Source organism: Citrobacter sp. RHBSTW-00671 (assembly GCF_014103415.1).
Lineage (GTDB): Bacteria > Pseudomonadota > Gammaproteobacteria > Enterobacterales > Enterobacteriaceae > Citrobacter.
Genome location: NZ_JABXPR010000001.1, coordinates 2,049,379 through 2,071,956, shown reverse-complemented (window position 1 = coordinate 2,071,956; position 22,578 = coordinate 2,049,379). Strand labels below are relative to the sequence as shown.

The following is a 22,578-nucleotide window of genomic DNA, read 5'->3' as shown; positions in this document are numbered from 1 at the left end:
ATATCGATCCAGGTCACAGAATTACTTTATCGTTTCAGCACCATTTGCAGCGATGCCGTTGGGCAGGCTGTGCAAACTACGCCTATGACTCTGCATTAAGGAATAGAAAATGCTCCATCCACGAGCCAGAACGATGCTCTTGCTATCAACGCCTGCGCTGCTGATTGGTGTAGCGTCCAGTCTGGTGCTGATTGCTGTGATGAAAGTGGCTTCCGTTTTACAGCAGTTTTTGTGGGAACGTCTGCCCGTAAGCATCGGTATTGCCCAGGATTCTCCATTCTGGATTATTGCTATGCTCACGCTTACCGGGGTCGTAGTCGGGCTCATCATCCGCTACAGTCATGGCCATGCTGGCCCTGACCCAGCCTGCGAACCTTTAATCGGCATGCCCGTCTCGACGTCTGCGTTGCCAGGACTGCTGGCCGCCCTGATTATTGGCCTCGCGGGGGGCGTCAGTTTGGGTCCAGAGCACCCCATCATGACCGTTAACATTGCGTTGGCAGTGGCGATGGGTAGCCGCATGTTTCCACGAATCGCAAAGCTGGACTGGACCATCCTCGCCTCTGCTGGCACCATCGGGGCGCTATTTGGTACCCCGGTTGCCGCTGCGCTGGTCTTTTCGCAAACGCTGAACAGCTCCAACGATGTCCCCCTATGGGACCGTTTGTTCGCACCGTTAATGGCCGCCGCGGCAGGATCACTCACCACCAGCCTGTTCTTTCATCCCCACTTTTCATTGCCTATCGCGCACTATACGCAGATGCATCTGGTCGATATCTTCAGCGGCGCGGTCGTTGCGGCCATTGCTATCGCGGCGGGGATGGTGGCCGTGTGGTGCCTGCCTCGTTTGCACCATCTGATACATCGCCTGAAACACCCGGTGCTGATCCTCGGCGCGGGAGGCTTTATCCTCGGTATTTTGGGTGTTATCGGAGGGCCACTGACCCTGTTTAAGGGCCTGGATGAGATGCAGCAAATGGCATTTAGCCAGACGCTGGGAGCCTCAGACTATTTCATGCTGGCGGTGATAAAGCTGGCTGCGTTGGTCGTGGCTGCAGCGAGTGGTTTTCGCGGTGGGCGAATTTTCCCCGCGGTATTCGTTGGCGTCGCACTGGGGCTGATGCTGCATGCCCATGTCGAAGCCGTTCCTGCCGCGATTACGGTCTCCTGCGCCATTCTGGGATTGGTACTGGTCGTCACTCGTGATGCATGGCTGAGCCTGTTTATGGCGGCAGTGGTGGTGCCGGACACCACCCTACTCCCACTGTTGTGCATCGTCATGCTTCCGGCCTGGCTGCTATTAGCCGGAAAACCAATGATGATTGCTGACCGTCCCGATAAGTAGCTACCCCCCGTTGCGGGATTCCAGCGCACGGGTCACCGTGCGCAAGAGTTCGGGAAGGTCAGCCTTCGGCAACACCACTTCTATCAACGAGAGGCGTTGCGGTTTTGCCAGACGAGCCAGAACCTCTTCCAGTTGGACAGCCTGCTTCACGCGCCAGCATTCCGCCTGACATTCACGACTTAGCGCCTGTGGCACCAGCGTCCAGCTCCACCCGGCGATATCATTGTATCGTTGGTTCGCACCATGAATGGCACGTTCCACGGTATAACCGTCATTATTGAGCAGTAAAATAACAGGCGTTTGCCCGTCTCTAAGCATGGTTCCCAATTCCTGAATGGTGAGCTGTGCCGCACCATCGCCAATAATCAGGACCACCCTACGGTGCGGGAAGGCTGTTTGCGCCCCAAATGCAGCAGGCAAAGCGTAACCGATTGACCCCCACAGCGGCTGGACCAGTACTTCCGCCCCGACAGGAAGTGATAGCGCAGCTGCACCAAATGCTGCGGTCCCCTGATCGACAAGAATAATATCGTCGGGGGCCAGATACTGTTGCACCGTATGCCAGAAATTTCCCTGCGTCAGAGGGCCTTTCTCAACCTGCAGACGCCCGGCACAAGGACGTTCAGGCGGCAGCGAAAACGACATTTCCAGGCACAGTTCCCGTAGCGTAGTAACCGCCTGTTCCATCGGAATGTTAAACCAGCTTCCCCCAACCCGCGACGCATGGGGTTGAACTTCAATCGTTCGCTCGGGAGGTAAGTTTTGCGTAAACCCGGCGGTCAGGGTGTCAACAAACCGGGTACCGACGCAAATAATCGTATCGGCGTCTTCTATCGCCTGGCGCACATAATCGCTGCTGGCCCCCGCGCTGTAGGTACCCACAAACGCCGGATGTCGCTCGTCAAACAATCCTTTGCCCATCAACAGCGTGGCATGAGCCATCGGCGTTTCCGTCATCCAGCGTTGTAAAACGGGCTGCAAGCCAAAGCGTAGCGCGAGAAAATCGGCTAATAGCGACACGCGCGAACTGTCCAGCAACTGTTCACGCGCATGATAGCGAAACGCAGCAGCTACGCTACTTTCCGGCTCGCTCAAGGGAACAATAAGTATGTCACTCGGTGGTGTAGCAGGTTGTTTCGCAACATCAGCAGGTAGCATCAGGTAACCCGGTCGTCTTTCGGTTAACATCGCCTGCAACACGCGGTCAATTTCATAGCAGGCATTTTGTTCATCCAGCACGGCACTGGCGACCGTCACTGACTGTTGCATACGGTAGAAATGCTGAAAGTCACCGTCGCCGAGGGTGTGATGCATTAACTCGCCACGACGCTGAGCGCTGCGACACGGCGCCCCGACAATGTGCAGGACAGGAACGTATTCCGCGTAACTTCCGGCAATACCATTAATTGCGCTTAACTCGCCCACGCCAAAAGTGGTAAGCAACGCTCCCGCTCCGACTACCCTGGCATAGCCATCCGCGGCATACGCCGCATTCAATTCATTCGCACACCCGACCCAACGCACGCTTGAGTGGTCAATGACGTGGTCAAGAAACTGCAAATTGTAATCGCCCGGCACACCAAACAGATGGTCAATGCCACAGCCTGCCAGCCTGTCCAGCAGATAATCAGCAACGGAATACGGGGTTTGCATGACAGCTATCCTTCTGACGGTAACCTCATGTTGAGTATCGAAGAACTGTGATGACTGTCCAGGAATGTCGCTGCGAAGGAGGTGGAAAGCAGGGTGTACAGTTTTGACGATCAAAATTTCCTTGAAGAATCGATTGTGTAACCGTATACACTAAAAGACACCTATGTTCTGGAAGGAGGCGACATGGCTTATCAGGCTAACGAAAATCGCTATCACACAATGGAATACCGCCGCTGCGGTCAGAGCGGGCTCAAACTGCCGATTGTCTCCCTGGGTCTGTGGCACAATTTTGGTGATACCACTCGGGTCGAAAACAGCCGGGCCCTATTACAGCACGCCTTCGATCTGGGGATCAGCCATTTTGATCTGGCGAATAACTACGGCCCGCCGCCGGGTTCGGCTGAACGAAACTTCGGTCGCATCCTGCAGGAAGATTTTTTATCGTACCGGGATGAACTGATAATCTCGACCAAAGCAGGCTATACCATGTGGGAAGGTCCCTACGGTGACTGGGGATCGCGCAAGTACCTGATTGCCAGCCTCGATCAAAGTCTGAAACGTCTGGGGCTGGAGTATGTTGATATCTTCTATCATCACCGCCCCGATCCCCAAACTCCGCTCAGAGAAACCATGACCGCGCTGGATCATATTGTGCGTCAGGGGAAAGCGTTGTACGTAGGACTCTCTAACTATCCTGCGGATCTCGCCAGGCAGGCGATCGAAATACTCGATGATTTAGGGACACCATGTCTCATCCACCAGCCGAAATATTCCATGTTTGAGCGCGGGGTTGAGGGGGGACTGCTGTCACTCTTGCAGGAAAAAGGTGTGGGCAGCATCGCCTTTTCCCCACTGGCTGGCGGGCAATTAACTGACCGCTATCTGAACGGTATTCCGGCGGATTCCCGGGCAGCGAGTGCCAGCCGTTTTCTCAACCCAGACCAGATCACCCCACAAAAACTGGAAAAAGTCCGTGCCCTTAATGCGCTGGCCGGGCTCCGGGGACAAAAACTGTCCCAGATGGCGTTAGCCTGGGTTCTCCGCGACGATAAGGTGACGTCAGTACTGATTGGCGCCAGCAAACCTGGGCAAATTGAAGATGCCGTTGGCATGCTGGCAAACCGTCATTTCTCTGCCGAAGAGTGTGCGGAGATCGACGCCATCCTGGGTTGATGGAAATAAAGACACATTTATTAACAAAAAGTGCGCTCTCTGACGATTTAAGAGTTAAGGCGATGAAACGGGGCTTTACTGCCCCGTAATATTACGTTAACAGGCCGGCTACGGCTCGATCGTGAAGGAGAGAAACAATGTTCAGGTCACTGATTCTGGCGGCAGTCTTATTGGCTTTTGCACCGCTGGCCGCAAACGCTGGCGAAATCACCCTGCTGCCGTCGATTAAATTACAAATTGGCGATCGCGATAACTACGGCAACTACTGGGACGGTGGGCGCTGGCGTGACCGGGATTACTGGCACCATAATTATGAATGGCGTAAAAATCGTTGGTGGCGTCATGACAACGGTTATCATCGCGGCTGGGATAAGCGCAAAGCTTATGAGCGTGGCTATCGTGAAGGCTGGAACGATCGCGATGACCATCGCGGGCGTGGACGTGGCCACGGGCACCGCCATTAATGTAACAAATCCCCATCATGCGGGGAGTATTGTTCACACAAATCATTGAGTTACCCAGGGCCTGTGTGTATACCCAGGCCCTTTTTGCATCACGCCTTGCCCATCGCCAGATGACAAGCAGCCACATCCGCTCGCCCCTGTTTTCCCGTAAATTTCCTGTTCATTTCACAAATTCGCAAAATCGGAAAAAAAAATTCCGATTTATCGTGTTTTTTTTGAACTTTGCGCGATAAATATTAACATTAATTTAATATTATAAAACCTGGGGTGAGCGCTAATGAAAAAACAAGAAAGACAAAAGGCCATTCGGGTTAAGTTAGTAACCGATAAAAAGGTTTATGTTAGCGAATTAGCAAAGGAATTATCTGTCACAACTCGGACGATCCGTAATGACTTAAATGAATTAAGTCAGAATAGCCTTTTCTCATTATTTCATGGTGGTGCACAATTAAAAAGCACACCTGAGGAATCATTATTTGAGCAGTCTTTCACCAACACCATATTGAATGGGTTCAAAAGCCACAAAGAAATTGTATCGGTTTCTGCTCATGCCAAACAAAATAGCTATATAGATGATAGCATTTACATACTTGGTTCATTCAATATAGATATTGTTTCTGAAACGACGACATTTCCTCAGATTGGCCAGACCATCCGAGCCTCTGCAACCCGTTTTTATGCCGGAGGAAAAGGCACAAACCAGGCGGTTGCCGCGGCTAAAATCAATAACAATGTTCATCTCACCGTTAAGTTAGGAGCCGATGAGTTTTCAAAAAAAGCCAAAAGATATTTAACCAATACTGAAATTTCTTCTTTTTCTTTTTTTGAAAATGAAATGTCATCCACCGGCATTGCAATGGTATGGGTTTCAGGTGCTACGGGTGACAATATGATCAGTATCGATCTTGGGGCCAATGAAACTTTTACCCAGGAAGATATTCTATTGGATATTGATACCATCCGTAATTGCAAAGTTTTTTTAACTCAGCTGGAGAATAATTTTCCGATCACGCGTTTCGCTATCATGCAGGCAAAACTCGGAAAATCGCTGGTTGTCCTGAACCCGGCGCCTTATGTTTCAGAGATCAAAGAAATATTGCATTTAATTGACATTATTACGCCGAACAAAATTGAAGCTGAAGCGTTATCTGGTATCAACATTGTTGATATCTATTCGGCCAAAAATGCCGCCAGGAGCATTTATGTGCAAGGCGCAAAATGCGTCATTATCACGTTAGGTAGCGACGGTTGTCTGATCTTTGATGGCACAGTTTTCACGCATATTCCTGCCTATAAATCAGCCGTGGTCGATACCAGTGGAGCAGGCGATGCCTTTACCGGGGCACTGGCTGCATGCATTGCAAACGGTAAAGGACTCATCAATGCAGCGCAGTATGCTTCTGCGTTTGCCTCGTTGAAAGTTGAACGTAAAGGTGCATCAAACATGCCCAACAATTCACTCGTTTATCATCGTATGCAGTAGCTGTTTAGAGCATCTTCAGCCCCCTACACCTATAGGATAATTTCATGAAAAATAAAATGTTTTATCGTGTTATCGGTGCCACAGTCGGTTTAGCGCTTTCCGCCACTTTCACCGCCCCCACTTATGCCGCCGATACTCAGACGCATAAACCTAAAGTCGCGCTGGTGATGAAGTCACTGGCAAATGAGTTTTTCCTGACCATGGAAACCGGAGCAAAAGAGTATCAGAAAAAAAATGCCGACAAGTTTGATTTGATTTCTAACGGCATCAAAAACGAAACGGATACGGCAAATCAAATCCAGATCGTTGAACAAATGATTGTCTCGAAAGCCGATGCGATTATCATTGCGCCATCAGACTCGAAAGCCCTTGTACCGGTCATTAAGAAGGCAATTGATGCAGGTATTATTGTCATCAACATTGATAACAAATTTGATGACGGTGTACTTAAAGATAAAAGCCTGAATATTCCTTTTGTTGGCCCGGATAACCAAAAAGGTGCAAAAGAAATTGGCGATTATTTAGCGAAGCATCTTAAGGCCGGCGATCAGGTTGGTATTATTGAAGGCATCCCTACCTCCAGCAACTCTCAGCAACGTACTCTGGGCTTCCAAAATGCAATGGCGCAGGGCGGTATGAAAGTCGTCTCTGTTCAATCTGGCCAATGGGAAATTAACAACGCCAATGCGGTCGCGGCGGCAATGTTAAGTGAGTACCCTGATATCAAAGCACTGTTAGCCGATAACGATAATATGGCATTAGGTGCCGTTTCCGCCATCCGCTCTGCCGGGAAAAAAGGACAGGTTCTGGTTGTCGGCTATGACAATATCGAAGCGATTAAGCCTATGTTAAATGACGGTCGTGTTTTAGCTACTGCGGACCAATTTGCTTCTCAACAAGCGGTATTTGGTATTGATGCCGCCCTTGATGCCTTAAAAAATGGCAAAAAACAGAGTGAGCTCTCCAGCAACGTAGAAACGCCAATAAAACTGATCGTTAAACAATAAGCGGATAACAACAGTACGCCGCTGTGGTACTGCCATCAATTGAGTATCAGAGCGGCTTACCGGATAAGGCCAGAATATGAAAAGTGGGCAAGAAATCCTCACAATACAGGGGGTAGGTAAAACCTACAGTGAACCTGTTCTGGTGGATGTGACGCTAGCATTATATCCAGGAAAAGTACTGGCCCTGACGGGAGAAAACGGTGCCGGGAAAAGTACGTTATCAAAAATTATTGGCGGGTTAACCAACGCAACGACCGGGAAAATGGTTTATCAGGGGCAGCCTTACGCACCTGCGAGCCGAAAAGAGGCGGAAAAACTGGGTGTTCGCATGGTTATGCAAGAACTCAATTTACTGCCTACGCTGTCGGTTGCAGAAAACTTATTTCTCGAACAACTTCCGCATCGATTCGGCTGGATCGATCGAAAAAAGCTAGCAGAAATGGCCCGTCCGGTGATGGCAATGGTTGGGCTGCAATCAGTCGATCCAAATACGCTGGTGGGCGAATTGGGTATTGGTCACCAACAGATGATCGAAATCGCCAGAAACCTGATTGGTGAAAGCCGGGTACTGATTCTGGATGAACCGACGGCCATGCTCAGTAGTCGTGAGGTCGAACTGCTGTTTAAACAAATCGCGCTCTTCAAAGCCCGGGGCGTTTCAATAATTTATATTTCTCACCGACTGGATGAGCTTGCGATGATTGCTGATGACATTGCGGTGCTACGTGATGGTCATTTGGTTTGCGTGGACGATATTAAACGCTATACCCGCGATCAACTTGTTTCGTTGATGGTCGGCCGTGATTTAGAAAGTTCATTTGATTTAAGTGGACGCCAGGCAGGCCAACCCATCCTGAAAGTGGAAAATTTTAAGCGTGGGAAAATCATTCGCGACACGTCGTTTACCTTGCACAGTGGCGAAGTGCTCGGCATCAGTGGCCTTGTCGGCTCTGGCAGGACAGAGCTGCTACGCGCTATTTTTGGCGCGGACAAAATAGACAGTGGCACATTACTGATTGGTACTCCACTAAAGCCGGTGGTGATCCGTTCGCCTGCACAGGCTATCCGCCACGGTATTGCCTTAGTCACGGAGGATCGTAAAGGTGAAGGGCTTCTGCTACCACAGTCGGTGGCCGCAAATATCTCGTTGGGCAACAGCGACAAAATTAGCCATCTGTCGGTCGTTAACACATTGAGTGAAACCACATTAGCGAATAAGCACATCAAAAGTTTAGGCGTTCGTACAACGAACACCTCACAGGCCGTGGAAAGCCTGTCAGGTGGTAATCAGCAGAAAGTTCTCATTAGCCGCTGGCTGGAACGAGACTGTGAAGTCGTCTTATTTGATGAGCCGACTCGCGGTATTGATGTAGGTGCCAAGCAAGATATTTATCAATTACTGAATACGTTAACGGCGAAGGGAAAAGGCGTTGTTGTCGTTTCCAGTGACCTACGCGAACTGATGCTGGTTTGCGATCGTATTGCGGTCATTTCCGATGGCAAGTTAGTGAACACATTTACACGTGATAACTGGAGCCAGGATCGCATTTTAGCGGCTGCATTTTCGGCCTATCAGCATTCAGAAGAGACTGTCAGCGAGTAGCCGGGGATAAAAAATGAAAAACAATTTTGCGACAAAACAAGCGGCAGCAGAGAAAAGAAATATACCGACGTCATGGAAAGGCCTAAGTAGCTATATCGGGTTGCTCGGGGCGTTAGCCGCAATGATCGTCCTATTTTCATGCCTCAGTTCTCATTTCTGGAGCATGAACACTTTCAGCACTATTGCGAATCAGATCCCCGATTTAATCGTCATGTCGGTGGGGATGACATTTATCTTAATCATTGCCGGCATCGACCTTTCCGTTGGATCGTTGCTGGCGCTTGCTGCTGCAGTCGTCAGCGTCACCTATTTAAATTTTCATTGGACGCCCTGGCTGGCCGCGCTTTCAGGCGTAGCGCTCGCCACATTCGTTGGGGCGCTAACGGGCCTGATTACCGTTGCCTGGCGTATTCCGGCGTTTATCGTCTCACTGGGCGTTCTGGAAATGGCCCGCGGAGCCGCGTATCAGTTAACTGACTCGCGGACCGCGTATCTCGGTTCTATTTATGATTATTTAGCCGACCCCATTCTCTTTGGCGTCTCCCCTTCTTTTATTATCGCGATCGTTGTCATTGTTGCCGGGCATCTGGTGCTGACGCGAACCGTATTTGGTCGCCATTTGATCGGTATTGGCACCAATGAAGAAGCCGTTCGATTATCAGGTATAAATCCAGGTCCTTATAAGATCGCAGTCTTTGCCTTGATGGGGGGATTATCCGGTCTGGCGTCGCTGTTTCAGGTTGCCCGTCTTGAAGCCGCCGATCCCAATAGCGGCGTTGGCATGGAACTACAGGTGATTGCCGCCGTTGTGATTGGTGGCACGAGCCTGATGGGAGGACGTGGCTCGATTATCTGTACGTTTCTTGGCGCGTTGATTATTTCCGTTCTAGCGGCGGGACTGGCGCAAGTTGGCGCAAGCGAACCGACAAAACGTTTTATCACAGGAGCCGTGATAATCGTTGCAGTGGTACTTGATACATACCGTAGTCACTTAAATAAAAAATAATCATGAGGGTTACCCGGTTTGACCGGGTAACCACAGCAGATGAAAGCCCTGCTACAATCCGAGCGCGGTCCCGACGAGCAGCCAGATATTCAGTGCCACGACCAGTACCACAATCACCCAGCCAACCTGTTTCACCCAACGGCTATTAACTAAATCCCCCATCAGTTGGCTGTTGCTGGTAAAAATCAGTAGCGGTACCAGCGCCAGGGCGATACCAAAGCTGAGTAATACCTGGCTCATCACCAGAATACGCGTCGGATCTAATCCCATCAGAATCACAATAAATGACGGCATCATGGTGACAGTGCGGCGCACCCAAAGCGGAATGTGAAAGCGAATAAATCCTTGCATCACCACCTGCCCCGCCAGCGTACCGACCACGGTAGAGGAAAGCCCTGCCGCCACCAGGCTTAAACCAAACACGGTTGCCGCAGCATGGCTCAGCAGCGGCTCAAGCGTCAGATAGGCCTGGTCCAGGTCTGCGATCCCGGTATGCCCGCTAAAGTGAAACGCAGCGGCTGCGGTCGCCATCATTGCCAGATTGACAAATCCGGCAATCGTCATGGCAATAGCCACATCCCATTTCGTCGCTGCGTAACGCTGCTGGCGCGTACCACCGTGCAAATGCTGGGTTAAGGAGGAGTGCAGATAAATGACGTGCGGCATGATGGTGGCGCCAAGCACACCGGCCGCCAGGAACACCGCTTCGGAATTGGGCAGGCTCGGTATAACCATCCCTTTGCTAAGCTGCGCAAGGTTTGGTTGGGAAAAGATCAGCTCAACAATATATGCCGCTGCCACGAACAACAACAAACCGCCGATCACTTTTTCCAGGGGTTTTTGCCCGCGACGCTGCAGCATCAGAATTAAAAATGTCGCAATACCGGTGAGCACAGCCCCCTGCAATAATGACACGCCGAGGATCAACTTGAAACCAATCGCAGCGCCAATAAATTCTGCAAGATCGGTCGCCATCGCAATAATTTCGGCCTGTACCCAGTAAAACCAAACCACTGGACGAGGATAGTGATCGCGGATCTGTTCCGCCAGGTTTTTGCCGGTGGCAATGCCAAGCTTGGCCGACAGCACCTGAATCAGCATCGCCATCAGGTTTGCCCAGACCACAACCCACAGCAGTTTGTAGCCAAAGCTAGCCCCTGCCTGGATATTCGTAGCAAAGTTACCGGGATCGATATATCCGATAGCCGCGATGAACGCAGGTCCCATTAATGCGAGCTTCAACTTGCGCGCTGCCCGTCCACTGCTACTCTCAACGCGATCGTTAGTCATTTTAGTGCCTCAGAAACATAGCCTTTGCTATGTTTCAAGCTACGCCTATTGAGAATGATTATCAAATTCATTTTGATGGGAGAAGTTGATTTCTCTGATAGCGTTTGTCTATGGAACGGTAAGAAATTTGGAAATGCCGGTAAGATGTTTGATTATTGTTATGAGATTAGCACAGTGACATAACTTTTCACTTCCATACTAAACATAACGGAAGTGTATCACCGATCACTAATTTTGAATCTCGTCACAGGTCCTTATTATAGTGTGTGTTTGATCTCGTTTTCTTTACTGTTGTTACATAGAATGTGCACGAAAACTAAATCTGCCTCAAATTTGGAGCAAATATGGACCGCGTTCTTCACTTTGTCCTGGCCCTTGCCGTGGTTGCGGTACTCGCACTGCTGGTAAGCAGTGACCGTAAAAAAATCCGCATTCGTTATGTTATTCAATTGCTTGTTATCGAAGTGTTACTGGCATGGTTCTTCCTGAACTCTGATGTCGGCCTGGGCTTTGTAAGAGGCTTCTCCGAAATGTTTGAAAAACTGCTCGGATTCGCTAATGAAGGGACTAACTTTGTCTTCGGTAGCATGAACGATAAAGGCCTGGCATTCTTCTTCCTGAAAGTGCTTTGCCCAATCGTCTTCATTTCCGCCCTGATCGGTATTTTGCAGCATATCCGTGTTCTGCCGGTTATTATCCGCGCGATTGGTTTCCTGTTATCCAAAGTGAACGGTATGGGCAAACTGGAATCCTTCAACGCCGTTAGCTCCCTGATTCTGGGTCAGTCCGAGAACTTTATCGCCTATAAAGATATCCTCGGTAAAATGTCGCGCAACCGCATGTACACCATGGCAGCAACGGCGATGTCTACCGTTTCCATGTCTATCGTCGGCGCGTACATGACGATGCTGGAACCAAAATACGTTGTTGCTGCGCTGGTTCTGAACATGTTCAGCACCTTTATCGTTCTGTCACTGATCAACCCTTATACCGTTGATGCTAGCGAAGAAAATATTCAGATGTCCAATCTGCACGAAGGCCAGAGCTTCTTCGAAATGTTGGGTGAATACATTCTGGCAGGTTTCAAAGTTGCGATTATCGTTGCAGCAATGCTGATTGGTTTCATCGCGCTGATCGCTGCCCTGAACGCCCTGTTCGCGACCGTTACCGGTTGGTTTGGCTACAGCATCTCCTTCCAGGGCATCCTGGGTTACATCTTCTACCCGATTGCGTGGGTGATGGGTGTGCCGTCCAGCGAAGCGCTGCAGGTGGGCAGTATCATGGCAACTAAACTGGTTTCCAACGAATTCGTCGCAATGATGGACCTGCAGAAAATCGCCTCTACGCTCTCTCCGCGCGCTGAAGGCATTATCTCTGTATTCCTGGTTTCCTTCGCGAACTTCTCTTCTATCGGTATCATTGCAGGTGCAATTAAAGGCCTGAACGAAGAGCAAGGTAACGTGGTTTCCCGCTTTGGTCTGAAACTGGTATACGGCTCTACGCTGGTGAGCGTACTGTCTGCATCTATCGCCGCACTGGTGCTGTAAGCGTAAGACAACGTCGTATTGATAAGACCGGGGAGATTCTTCTCCCCGGTTTTTTTATGCCTGCTATTCAGCAAACCGAAGAGATACAGGGTAAGAAAAGGCAGGATACAGAAACGAAAAACCCCCGCTTTTCAGCGAGGGTTTCAATTTTGGTGGAGCTAAGCGGGATCGAACCGCTGACCTCTTGCATGCCATGCAAGCGCTCTCCCAGCTGAGCTATAGCCCCACGATGCCTTTACGTACCAAATTCATTGGGATTAAATTTGGTGGAGCTAAGCGGGATCGAACCGCTGACCTCTTGCATGCCATGCAAGCGCTCTCCCAGCTGAGCTATAGCCCCGTCACGTAAAGCTTGTCGAGTTGACGGGCGGCATCATATGAATTCCCTTCGCGTGTGTCAACGGCAAAATTAACTCATAGAATTCAATCGCTGAAAAAGCAGGCAAATGAAGAACATTGCGCAACAACTCGCATTCAGTAGTTAAACGCGTCACGGTTTCTACTAAAATGGTGCTATAAAATGAGCCACTAATTAACCCCACGACTATTCAGGGAATCGTTATGTTCAAGGAACGGATGACGCCAGAAGAACTTGCTAATCTGACCGGATACAGCCGACAGACCATCAATAAATGGGTGCGCAAGGAAGGTTGGGCTACCTCACCCAAACCCGGCGTTCAGGGCGGTAAAGCCCGTCTGGTTCACGTTACCGAACAAGTTCGTGAATACATTCGCAGCGCCGAGCGTTCAGCGGAAGGCTTATCAGATAATTTATCTTTATCCGGTGACACCTCCATCGAAGCTCTACTGATAAGACTCGCCAAAGAAATGACGCCATCAGAACAGAAAATGTTTACGTCGCTGATCCTGCGTGAAGGCATTACGGGTTTGTTACAACGCTTAGGGATTCGCGACAACAAATAATATGAAAAAATTACGCAGTAAAATGACCACCGAAGAGCTGGCTGAATGTCTCGGTGTCGCCAAACAAACCGTCAATCGTTGGATCAGAGAGCAAAACTGGACAACCGAAAAGTTTCCCGGCGTTAAAGGTGGTCGCGCAAGGCTTATTCATATTGATGCCGGCGTCCGAGAGTTTCTTCTCAATATTCCAGCTTTTCGCAAGGTGCCAGAATTTTATCAGGCAGAAGAACCGCTTGCCGAGTATACACACGTGGTTCGCAGTCACGCCTGCCGTCAGATAATCAGCGCACTGGATAACATGTCGCCAACGGAACAGGAAAAGCTGGCGATGTATATTTCGCGCGAAGGTATTCGCACTTTCCTGACCCGTCTGGGCATTGATGAGTCTGAATAAATGCCAAAAAAAACGGCAGGGTGTGCGCCTGCCGTTTTTTCATCTCTTAACCCGTCTTACTGCTGGCTTTCACGCTCAGCAATAAACGCGAGCGCTTTGTTAATACGTTCAATGCTGCGAGACTTACCAATCGCATGTACCGTAACGTCTAACGCCGGAGACTGACCCGCACCGGTTACGGCTACGCGCAGCGGCATCCCGACTTTACCCATACCCACTTCCAGCTCGTCAGCGGTTACCTGAATCGCGTGGTGCACGTTTTCCGCGGTCCATTCGCTGATAGCAGCCAGTTTGTCGCGAACCACTTCCAGTGGCTGACGCGCAACCGGACGCAGGTGTTTCTTCGCCGCATCGGCATCGAACTCAGCAAAGTCTTCGTAGAAGTAGCGGCAGCTCTGCGCCATCTCTTTCAGCGTCTTGCAGCGTTCACCCAGCAGTTTTACCAGCTCAGATAACTGCGGGCCGACGCGCGTATCGATATTTTCCTGCTCAATGTGCCACTGCAGATGTGTCGCCACATATTCTGGCGCCAGTGCATTAATGTAGTGATGGTTCAGCCACTGCAGTTTTTCAGTGTTGAACGCGCTCGCAGACTTGCTCACCGCACCAAGGGAGAACAGTTTGATCATCTCTTCACGGGTGAAGATTTCCTGATCGCCGCTGGACCAGCCCAGACGTACCAGATAGTTCAGCAACGCTTCCGGCAGGTAGCCGTCGTCGCGGTACTGCATCACGCTGACCGCACCGTGACGTTTAGAGAGTTTTTTGCCGTCGTCGCCGTTGATCATCGACACGTGCGCGTAAACCGGCACCGGCGCGTTCAGCGCTTTCAGGATATTGATCTGACGCGGGGTGTTGTTGATATGGTCTTCACCACGAATAACGTGAGTGATTTCCATATCCCAGTCGTCGACAACTACGCAGAAGTTGTAGGTCGGGGAACCGTCGGTACGGCGGATGATCAGATCGTCCAGCTCCTGGTTGCTGAATTCGATCGGCCCACGGATCTGGTCATCAAAAATAACGGACCCGTCCTGCGGGTTGGCAAAGCGTACCACGCAAGGTTCATCGGCGCCATGATGCTCATGACCGTGGCGGCAGCGACCGTCGTAACGCGGTTTCTCGCCATTCGCCATCTGCTCTTCGCGCAGCGCGTCCAGGCGTTCTTTGGAGCAGTAGCATTTATACGCGGTGCCTGCTTCCAGCATCTCATCGATGACAGCATTATAACGATCAAAACGTTTAGTCTGGAAATACGGGCCTTCATCCCACTCCAGATTCAGCCAGTTCATGCCATCCATAATGGCTTCAATAGCTTCCGGCGTGGAGCGTTCGAGATCGGTGTCTTCAATACGCAGCACAAACTCACCGCCATGGTTACGTGCAAAAAGCCAGGAATAAAGAGCAGTACGCGCACCGCCGACGTGCAGATAACCTGTCGGGCTTGGCGCGAAGCGAGTTTTGATTTTCATGAAATGGCCTTACGTTTATAAAGATGCCGACAACCGGCAAATCCAGGGAAGATTATCAGGCTCGTATTCTATCACTGTGGTCTGATTCCTCAATGTTCATCGGGTCGGAACATCACGCTTTGCCATTTTCGTATACAAATCATGCGGCATGGATTGTTTTGCGATCGTTTTGTTTAAATTTACGACGAACGAACAATTTCTTTAGAAAATGCGTTGACTCATTTTCAACTCTCCCTATAATGCGACTCCACACAGCGGGGGTGATTAGCTCAGCTGGGAGAGCACCTCCCTTACAAGGAGGGGGTCGGCGGTTCGAACCCGTCATCACCCACCAACTACTTTAAGTAGTCTCCGCCGTGTAAAGTAAGAAATTGAGAAGTGGGTGATTAGCTCAGCTGGGAGAGCACCTCCCTTACAAGGAGGGGGTCGGCGGTTCGATCCCGTCATCACCCACCACTTTCTCGCCAGCTGGATTTCTTACAATAAAATGAAGTACCGAAGTGGGTGATTAGCTCAGCTGGGAGAGCACCTCCCTTACAAGGAGGGGGTCGGCGGTTCGATCCCGTCATCACCCACCACTTCGGGTCGTTAGCTCAGTTGGTAGAGCAGTTGACTTTTAATCAATTGGTCGCAGGTTCGAATCCTGCACGACCCACCAATGTAAAAAGGCGCCCTAAAGGCGCCTTTTTGCTATCCGCGATTTATAAAACTGCCTGATGCGCTACGCTTATCAGGCCTACCGACTACAGACAACACTACACGCGTAGGCCGGATAAGACGTTAGTCGCCATCCGGCACAGACAACACTGCACGCGTAGGCCGGATAAGACGTCAGTCGCCATCCGGCACCAATATCATACTATCAATGCCGCCACCAGTTTCTCCAGCGCGGGCATCGCCTGTTGTTGATCGTACACAAGCAGCAAATACCAGCCGGATAGTTTGCCAGTTTTTTACGCCATCAATAGAGAAATAATCAACGGCCATGCCGCTTAAAATCGAACCTACCCATGCACCAACACCATTTACCATCGCCATAAACAGCCCGTGTGCACTGGCACGTATATTAGAACTGACCTCCTGCTCCACAAATGCCGCCCCTGAGATGTTGAAGAAATCAAACTCACACTCATCAGCATCACCGTTTTGATGCCAAAGCGTTTGAGGAAGAACGGGATAGTGAGGATAAAGCCCACTTCCGCACCGTTTATCCCGACAAACGATAGCAAATCGGTATCGATGAGGTGCGCTAAACTGGTTTTAATTCACATTATTTTTCTGCCAGAAGTGGCGTGGTCGGGAGGATACTCGTTCCCTAACCTGCCCCACCGCATCCGACAACGCCGCCCGGAACATAGAGTGCCGGCGACACACTCGCCCGGTACTCTATGTCTCACCTAAATATCCGTTCAGCCCTAAGTCTCGTGAACCGAATTGACTCACCGATAGGCTCTAATGCGATCTGCGAAAATAAAGGAAGATATTGACCTCGCCATACACTGTGCCAACTATTTCCAACACTGTGCTATAGACGATGGAGGTAAAACCTCAGTTAATCGCTGCTGCATTTCTGTACCTTTTACTGTATCTATTAGTTTTTGATTAAGGTTCTTCACCTCAAATTGTGAAAGCCGAACACTTACATTTTCAAATTGACTATTTGCCGCGTCCAACTTGTTAGTAATATCGGTGAATTTCTCATAATAACCGAGTATATCTTTTTCACCATCCTGACTAATTGACAATGATATTTTGTTAATATTGTCAACTAACATATTATTACGTTGGCGGGGAAAATCCGCAACACTAAACTGTCTCACTCCGCCACGAAAATCTTTCAAAAAGTCGATAAAACCATTTGCTCCAGGCCACCGCTTAACTAAAGAATAATTATTAAAAACGATCTCAAGTGTTGTACCCAGACAGCTACCTGCCTCCCAATGGAACTGGGCACCATTTGGGAAATTATAATTTTCAAGAACATTTTTTTCTTTACTACACTGCATCGTCAGACGAGTGAAAAGCGGAATTTCTCTCGCTGCATTATTTACCTGAACAGGTTTTATATTCAAGTTAATGGTAGCATCAAAATTCTGAAGTTTTTGCAACTGCTGCTGCAAACTCTCTATTTCCGCTTGAAGTAATGCTTTATTATTTTCAAGATTTTGTTTATCCAAGGCCTGAGTCGACGCTGAAACCAGAACCTTTTGTTTTTCATTTTTTATAAAAGCATCAGTATATTGAACCTTATTAATATAACTATAAAAATCTTCATTAAATGGTATTGCCTTATTCATGATAACTCTAGGTGAATAGTAGCCATCAACATTTTGAATATAATTATTTATATCCCCAGACATAAAATCCTTAAATTTACCATTGTCACCAAACAAAATATCACTTAACGTTGCGGGGTTATTTACGCCCTTTATACTACTCAACAACCGGTTATCCCATTGTTTCTGAAAATCACAAGCCATAGTTATGACAGAATAATCTAATGCAAAATCAAGTCCGCCCGTTGCTAACTTCCAAATGGTGTCAGATTCAGGGTCTGAATAATTAATTAGCGTTTTTACTGTATTCCGCAAATTATCAGCTTGTAAAAAAAGTGAAGCTTTGGCATCAGGAGAACGATTATACTCCCAAGAGTTATAAATCATTACTTTTGCTTTTTCATCGTTTTGCCTCAATTCAGACACAATTGAATCTAACGTTAAATAAAATTGGTTGAATATCTGAGCTTCGGTCATACCTGAAGATAGACCATCATTATCCGGTAATATATTTTTTCCAGTGACTATCTCTTTAAGTTTATCGCCAATAACAATATTAATTGTTTCAAGATTGTTTACCACATCAGCTTTCGGCATCGCCGCCAAATGATCTGACAAGGAGAATTGATCATATAGACGTATAGCCAGAGATGATGAAGGATTTCTCATTTTAACAGGAATAGCTTTAAACCTTTCTGCACTATATTTCAGCATTTTATGGAATGGGTCTTTATCTGTATTCAAAGAATACAGTGTATCCTTCCAATCAGCATAAACCTTTGGTCGATCGCTAGAGCTTTGTAAGACAGCATGAATGAAATTAAACCAAACTCGTTGGGTATCTTTATGATATTGTTCGAAGAATGGTTCATACAAGAGTTTCCATCGAGATTTTTCAGGCGTTGCTGTTTTTAGCTCATCTATGAATGCTCTGATTGTTTCCAGACCTTTAACAGTATAAGCAGGCGCTATCTGCATTTGTGCATATTCAGGATCATACCAAAAGTCATCAAAACGTATAGCGGGAATATTTCCCTGGGAATTTGCAAAGGCTATTACCCAGGATAGCGATCGATCGCCGAGTCCCATTGATTTGAGCAAATCTAAGAGCTGACGTCGTTCAGATTTCAGTGCCTGAATATCTGTTTGGTGTGTTAGGTAATCGCGGTACCCCTCACCAATATAGCTACTGGATGATAAAGTAATACTATCCTGAGGTGAAAAGAACTGAGAAATTGTTGCCATTTCTCTGCCTGGCACAGGAAGGTCCTGCAGAGACCGTCCTGCCAAACGCGCATTGAGTAGATTAATACTTCTTACCAGATGCTGCACATAGGCAGAAATAATAGTATCATTATCACTGAGCAATGCTGCAGGTAATTTGTCTCTAATAAACCCGCTAAGAACACCACTCTTAATCTGAGTAGAATATTTACTGACATAATCTTTCCACTGCACAGCTAACGCATCATTAACTTTATAACGAAATGGCAAGATGAATAAAAAATTATCGTCTCGTTTATTTTCGACTGTCTCTAATTTAATTCCATAATAGTATAAATCTCGACTGACTAACTGAGTTTTGTTTTCGGGTTTTGCATTAGTAATTTCAGATAGTAGTTGCTCAACATAGTGATTAGCAAAAAATAGCCATGCACAAGCACCGACACATAAAGTTAACCATCCGACAACCGCCGTATGCGTTAAAAAACGACGCCAATTACTGAATCTCGTTATCGGCTGATAGTCATAGCGATAATCTGCTAATACGTTCCCTAATAACTGTTTACTAAAAAGACATTCACTGCGTTCATTACTGGTATTTTCGCCAACAAAAAAAAGACCTTTCAATAATGGAGAATTACTATACGTTTTTTCATCAAAGGCAGGAACCAGCATCGATTCCAATGGCGTTTTTAACGATGCTATACGCTGAGGGAATAACAAAACATTGTTTTTTTTAGTATTATTGGCAGCGCCAATCATTCGTAATTCAGATAGTCTATGATGAATAGCTGAAAAAACATTTTCTAAAAAATGCCCAATGCCGTCCCCGTCCTGGCCCGATTCAGATATCAAGCCTAATGGTTGTTCACACTGCTGCGCGCTAAATATCTGAAGCCAATCGTTAAATCCTTCGATATTATGACATCCTGTCAAAATAAGATATACAGGCACACGCGTAGAATAAATATTTTCTAAATCATCCAGATAATGTCGATAGTGAAAACCTAAATCTTGAAGATCATTTTTATTTTTTGATAACAATGTTTCTATATTTAAGACTAAGATTACACCATTCAACGGCTCACGACGACGAGATCTAAACAACCAATGTAATAACCTTTTCCATTGTAAATCAGTACTTGTATCTGAAAAAAGATCGCCAGATGGCTCTAAAAAAATACTTCTTTCAAAAAACCACCATTTCAGTTTTTCCGACGAGCGATCTGTGTGCCTTCTGAGGCTTGATGCCAGGGTGGAATGGAGTCCAGAATTATTAAGTAAAACATTTTTGTCTTTCTCTTCATCTCCCACAACTAAGAACCAAGGTAAAGCATATAATGGAGAACCAAGCCGATTTAAACGAGAATGCCGGAGCAGTTTTATACCTTCCAACCAGTTACCATCTAACGCAGAAGTATTTTCCTTATCTTTGTTTAATAAATTATGTTTCATACGCTGATGAATACCGAATGCGTAAGCCTTATAAACAACAAACTTACATATATAAAAAGCGGCAATCACACCTAGTAAAAGGACAGGAAATGACCAAAGCGGCCACGAGTTCCATGCAACAACTAGCCAGCATAGAATGAAAGCAACTGTAATACAAAGTAAAAAAAGCATTATTTTAGATAATTTACTAAGCATATATCCCTCTAATCAAAGCAAATATCTGACCCACTAAGCCACTGTCAAAAAAATATATAAAGCGACTAAGATTAATACAGGAGTCATGATTAATAAAAGAACTAATAGTGACGGTAGTCGACGATGAGCGCGGAGATTCACATTTGAATTAAATGCTTTAGGCTGAATAAAGATAGGTGAATTCTCATCAGACATATCATTTTCATAATTCTTAATAATTGTCCGTAGTATCTTTTTATGGAATTCATTTTCTTCATGCTTAGAACATTGAATATAACGCCCCTGAAAACCAGCCAGCAATACAAGCGCATATGTTTCTTTCGCGCCTTGAAATAATTCAGGCAACTGTTCAAGACGCTGATAAAAAAGCTCCCCTGCAAATGTAGTAGAGAAATAATGCCGTTGTAACGGAAATCTGCGCCATGTATCAGCCCCCGCCCATAACGTTGTCATTGCCACTTCATCAATCCAAGCGACAATCGCAAACTTTGCTTCCTTAACTTCCTCCGGAGCAAACTGGCATTCGTAAGCTTTGCGTTCTGCATCTTCAAGCATATTCATTAATGCCATTGATAATTCTTCGTACGTGGCGCCTGGCTGCGCGATCATGTTATTAAGATGTTCAAAAAATGGCATCCAACAATCAACTAATCTATATATAGTCATGTTCTTACCGCAACCATTTCGATTAATAATTCATCATTTAAATCAGGTAAAAACAATGCGCCAGTACACTCATTTTGTAAAGAATCCCATTTAGCACTCAAGGATTCCATCCGAAAATATTGCGCACCCGATCGGTGAAAGATCCCTAAAGGCGGGTTCTGAAGATGACTCAATTCAATACCAGGTAACGCGCGACTCACCAGGTTACTTAATTCTGATGATGCACAAAACTTACCATCTCGTAATAAACTATTGATCAGCTTAGTTGAGTCTGAAGCACCTCTTACCACCAAATAATACCGATGACGTGGGTCAAAGAAGCCCTCCATACATTTACCACTGTAATGGTCATTCTGCCATTCAAAGCGCACCGCAAGTTCGGTACCTACACCAATGTCGCTTAATAGTTGATTAATCAAGACAGCCAGAGCAACAATACCATTACCGCTCTCTTCCTGCCGCCAGGATGGCACCAGATGCCGTCCATCCTGTGATATACCTGACATGTCACAGCGCTCCGAGAACAGGCTCAATTCACCAACAAGCTGACGCATAACGCTGTACAGCTCCCACGGAGTAACAGGTGATGATTCCAGTAAATGCGTTAGCTGTGGAATATATCTATTCAATATCATCAAAACAAACAAATGATTAATTTGGGTAATATCAAAATCACCAAATTGTGTCTCTCTGGGACACTTAAAGATCTCTAATTGCCTGGCTTTATTAGCTAAAGCATCCCTGACTCCACGAAGTGTTTGTTGTAATACCGGAGAGGCTTTAAGATTTAGACAGGGAGGCACGTATCGACTCATGACCTGCAGGTGTTCACCTTCCAGGCCCAGCGACACAATAGGTAACAGTTCATATTCAGAAAGATGTTCAAGCTCATCTTCAAAAAAGAGCCGCAGTATGTAAGACATACGTTTTAATCTTGCATCACCAGATTGTCCAAATATGTCAGCCAACATTTCTGGTTCGTTTTTTACGGCAAAACGTTTATCTGCTCGATATGCTTGAGGAAAATCATCGACGAAAGCAATATTAGTTTCATCAGCCATTAATCGACGTAACCCGACATATAGCACACGTGGCCCCTTCGTAAAATCACTGTTCGCAATTGTACGGGTCTCCAGAATCGCATTCCCTGGATATTCCACTAGCGTTCCTTCCGAGAAACGTAATGCTAAATGATCGAATAAGCATTGTCCTGCAAGCAAAGCCGGTTCATTGATTTTTTGATTAATAACACCCCAAGCATATCTTTGAGTTAAAATCAATGATTCCTGTATGTTCGCGTCAATGCGTAAATCATTTTGCTGAAAATGTTGAGGTTGTAAAAACAGCCCCTGATGCCAATATAGTGGGCGATGAATACTCATAGTAACTTCCTTTTATTGA

Annotated in this window: 17 protein-coding genes, 6 tRNA genes and 1 pseudogene; 14 read left to right on the top strand and 10 right to left on the bottom strand. The window is 47.2% G+C overall.

The annotated features are described in order from the left end of the window. Positions 1–109: 109 nt before the first annotated feature. Positions 110–1,345, top strand: a complete 1,236-nt coding sequence (locus tag HV261_RS09790) for an ion channel protein (protein WP_202038155.1) — start codon at positions 110–112, stop codon at positions 1,343–1,345. Here HV261_RS09790 and HV261_RS09785 read toward each other — a convergent pair whose 3' ends face one another. Then, positions 1,346–2,998, bottom strand: coding sequence for an alpha-keto acid decarboxylase family protein (locus tag HV261_RS09785; RefSeq protein WP_202038154.1), 1,653 nt, complete (start codon positions 2,996–2,998; stop codon positions 1,346–1,348). Between the two features lie 183 nt (positions 2,999–3,181). Between HV261_RS09785 and mgrA the strand changes: the two genes are divergently transcribed. The 6 genes from mgrA to HV261_RS09755 all read left to right on the top strand — a co-directional run bounded on the left by mgrA (position 3,182) and on the right by HV261_RS09755 (position 9,734). Further along, on the top strand, positions 3,182–4,171 hold the full coding sequence (gene mgrA, locus HV261_RS09780; protein WP_202038153.1) for an L-glyceraldehyde 3-phosphate reductase: 990 nt from the start codon (positions 3,182–3,184) through the stop codon (positions 4,169–4,171). Between the two features lie 137 nt (positions 4,172–4,308). Further along, positions 4,309–4,635, top strand: a complete 327-nt coding sequence (gene ypeC / locus HV261_RS09775; RefSeq protein WP_005122377.1) for a DUF2502 domain-containing protein YpeC — start codon at positions 4,309–4,311, stop codon at positions 4,633–4,635. A gap of 277 nt (positions 4,636–4,912) precedes the next feature. Further along, positions 4,913–6,118 (top strand): putative transcription factor/ribokinase fusion protein RikA, encoded by a 1,206-nt coding sequence (gene rikA, locus HV261_RS09770; RefSeq protein ID WP_202038152.1) that lies wholly within the window; start codon positions 4,913–4,915, stop codon positions 6,116–6,118. A gap of 44 nt (positions 6,119–6,162) precedes the next feature. Continuing rightward, positions 6,163–7,125 carry a sugar ABC transporter substrate-binding protein gene (locus HV261_RS09765; RefSeq protein ID WP_202038151.1) on the top strand — a complete coding sequence of 321 codons (963 nt, stop codon included), beginning with the start codon at positions 6,163–6,165 and terminating at the stop codon, positions 7,123–7,125. Between the two features lie 76 nt (positions 7,126–7,201). Beyond that, the gene (locus HV261_RS09760) at positions 7,202–8,728 is read left to right on the top strand and encodes a sugar ABC transporter ATP-binding protein (RefSeq protein WP_202038150.1); all 1,527 of its coding nucleotides are present in this window, start codon (positions 7,202–7,204) and stop codon (positions 8,726–8,728) included. 13 nt (positions 8,729–8,741) lie between these two features. Further along, positions 8,742–9,734 (top strand): ABC transporter permease, encoded by a 993-nt coding sequence (locus HV261_RS09755; RefSeq protein ID WP_202038149.1) that lies wholly within the window; start codon positions 8,742–8,744, stop codon positions 9,732–9,734. Between the two features lie 51 nt (positions 9,735–9,785). On the opposite strand, the gene HV261_RS09750 is transcribed toward HV261_RS09755, so the two are convergent. Then, positions 9,786–11,024, bottom strand: a complete 1,239-nt coding sequence (locus HV261_RS09750; protein WP_202038148.1) for an Nramp family divalent metal transporter — start codon at positions 11,022–11,024, stop codon at positions 9,786–9,788. Next, complete coding sequence (locus tag HV261_RS27935; protein ID WP_418219455.1) at positions 11,021–11,095, bottom strand: hypothetical protein; 75 nt, start codon at positions 11,093–11,095, stop codon at positions 11,021–11,023. The genes HV261_RS09750 and HV261_RS27935 overlap by 4 nt, the downstream gene beginning before the upstream one ends. A gap of 273 nt (positions 11,096–11,368) precedes the next feature. Between HV261_RS27935 and nupC the strand changes: the two genes are divergently transcribed. Then, on the top strand, positions 11,369–12,571 hold the full coding sequence (gene nupC / locus HV261_RS09745) for a nucleoside permease NupC (RefSeq protein WP_048210997.1): 1,203 nt from the start codon (positions 11,369–11,371) through the stop codon (positions 12,569–12,571). A 150-nt stretch (positions 12,572–12,721) separates the two neighbouring features. Here the strand turns inward: nupC and HV261_RS09740 are convergent. After that, a tRNA-Ala gene (locus tag HV261_RS09740) sits at positions 12,722–12,797 on the bottom strand. Between the two features lie 38 nt (positions 12,798–12,835). Further along, positions 12,836–12,911: transfer RNA gene (locus HV261_RS09735), tRNA-Ala, on the bottom strand. A 221-nt stretch (positions 12,912–13,132) separates the two neighbouring features. Between HV261_RS09735 and HV261_RS09730 the strand changes: the two genes are divergently transcribed. Both HV261_RS09730 and HV261_RS09725 read left to right on the top strand, forming a co-directional pair. Then, positions 13,133–13,495 carry a YfeC-like transcriptional regulator gene (locus HV261_RS09730; RefSeq protein ID WP_003028277.1) on the top strand — a complete coding sequence of 121 codons (363 nt, stop codon included), beginning with the start codon at positions 13,133–13,135 and terminating at the stop codon, positions 13,493–13,495. A 1-nt stretch (position 13,496) separates the two neighbouring features. Beyond that, positions 13,497–13,889, top strand: a complete 393-nt coding sequence (locus tag HV261_RS09725; protein ID WP_005130008.1) for a MerR family transcriptional regulator — start codon at positions 13,497–13,499, stop codon at positions 13,887–13,889. Positions 13,890–13,945: 56 nt separating this feature from the next. Here HV261_RS09725 and gltX read toward each other — a convergent pair whose 3' ends face one another. Continuing rightward, positions 13,946–15,361 carry a glutamate--tRNA ligase gene (gene gltX / locus HV261_RS09720; RefSeq protein ID WP_202038147.1) on the bottom strand — a complete coding sequence of 472 codons (1,416 nt, stop codon included), beginning with the start codon at positions 15,359–15,361 and terminating at the stop codon, positions 13,946–13,948. Between the two features lie 258 nt (positions 15,362–15,619). Between gltX and HV261_RS09715 the strand changes: the two genes are divergently transcribed. The 4 genes from HV261_RS09715 (at position 15,620) to HV261_RS09700 (ending at position 16,019) form a co-directional block, all read left to right on the top strand. Beyond that, positions 15,620–15,695, top strand: a tRNA-Val gene (locus HV261_RS09715). Between the two features lie 46 nt (positions 15,696–15,741). After that, positions 15,742–15,817, top strand: a tRNA-Val gene (locus HV261_RS09710). 46 nt (positions 15,818–15,863) lie between these two features. Next, positions 15,864–15,939, top strand: a tRNA-Val gene (locus tag HV261_RS09705). A 4-nt stretch (positions 15,940–15,943) separates the two neighbouring features. Continuing rightward, positions 15,944–16,019, top strand: a tRNA-Lys gene (locus tag HV261_RS09700). Positions 16,020–16,192: 173 nt separating this feature from the next. On the opposite strand, the pseudogene HV261_RS09695 reads toward HV261_RS09700, so the two are convergent. From HV261_RS09695 to tssK, 4 genes and pseudogenes are all read right to left on the bottom strand, one after another. Next, positions 16,193–16,563, bottom strand: a pseudogene (locus tag HV261_RS09695) (hypothetical protein); the annotation flags it as partial. A gap of 306 nt (positions 16,564–16,869) precedes the next feature. Beyond that, positions 16,870–20,511, bottom strand: coding sequence for a type VI secretion protein IcmF/TssM N-terminal domain-containing protein (locus HV261_RS09690; protein WP_202038146.1), 3,642 nt, complete (start codon positions 20,509–20,511; stop codon positions 16,870–16,872). Between the two features lie 33 nt (positions 20,512–20,544). After that, complete coding sequence (locus tag HV261_RS09685) at positions 20,545–21,177, bottom strand: DotU family type IV/VI secretion system protein (RefSeq protein ID WP_326929137.1); 633 nt, start codon at positions 21,175–21,177, stop codon at positions 20,545–20,547. Further along, a complete protein-coding gene (gene tssK / locus HV261_RS09680) occupies positions 21,174–22,559 on the bottom strand; it encodes a type VI secretion system baseplate subunit TssK (RefSeq protein WP_202038144.1) in 1,386 nt (461 codons plus the stop codon). The genes HV261_RS09685 and tssK overlap by 4 nt, the downstream gene beginning before the upstream one ends. Positions 22,560–22,578: the final 19 nt, after the last annotated feature.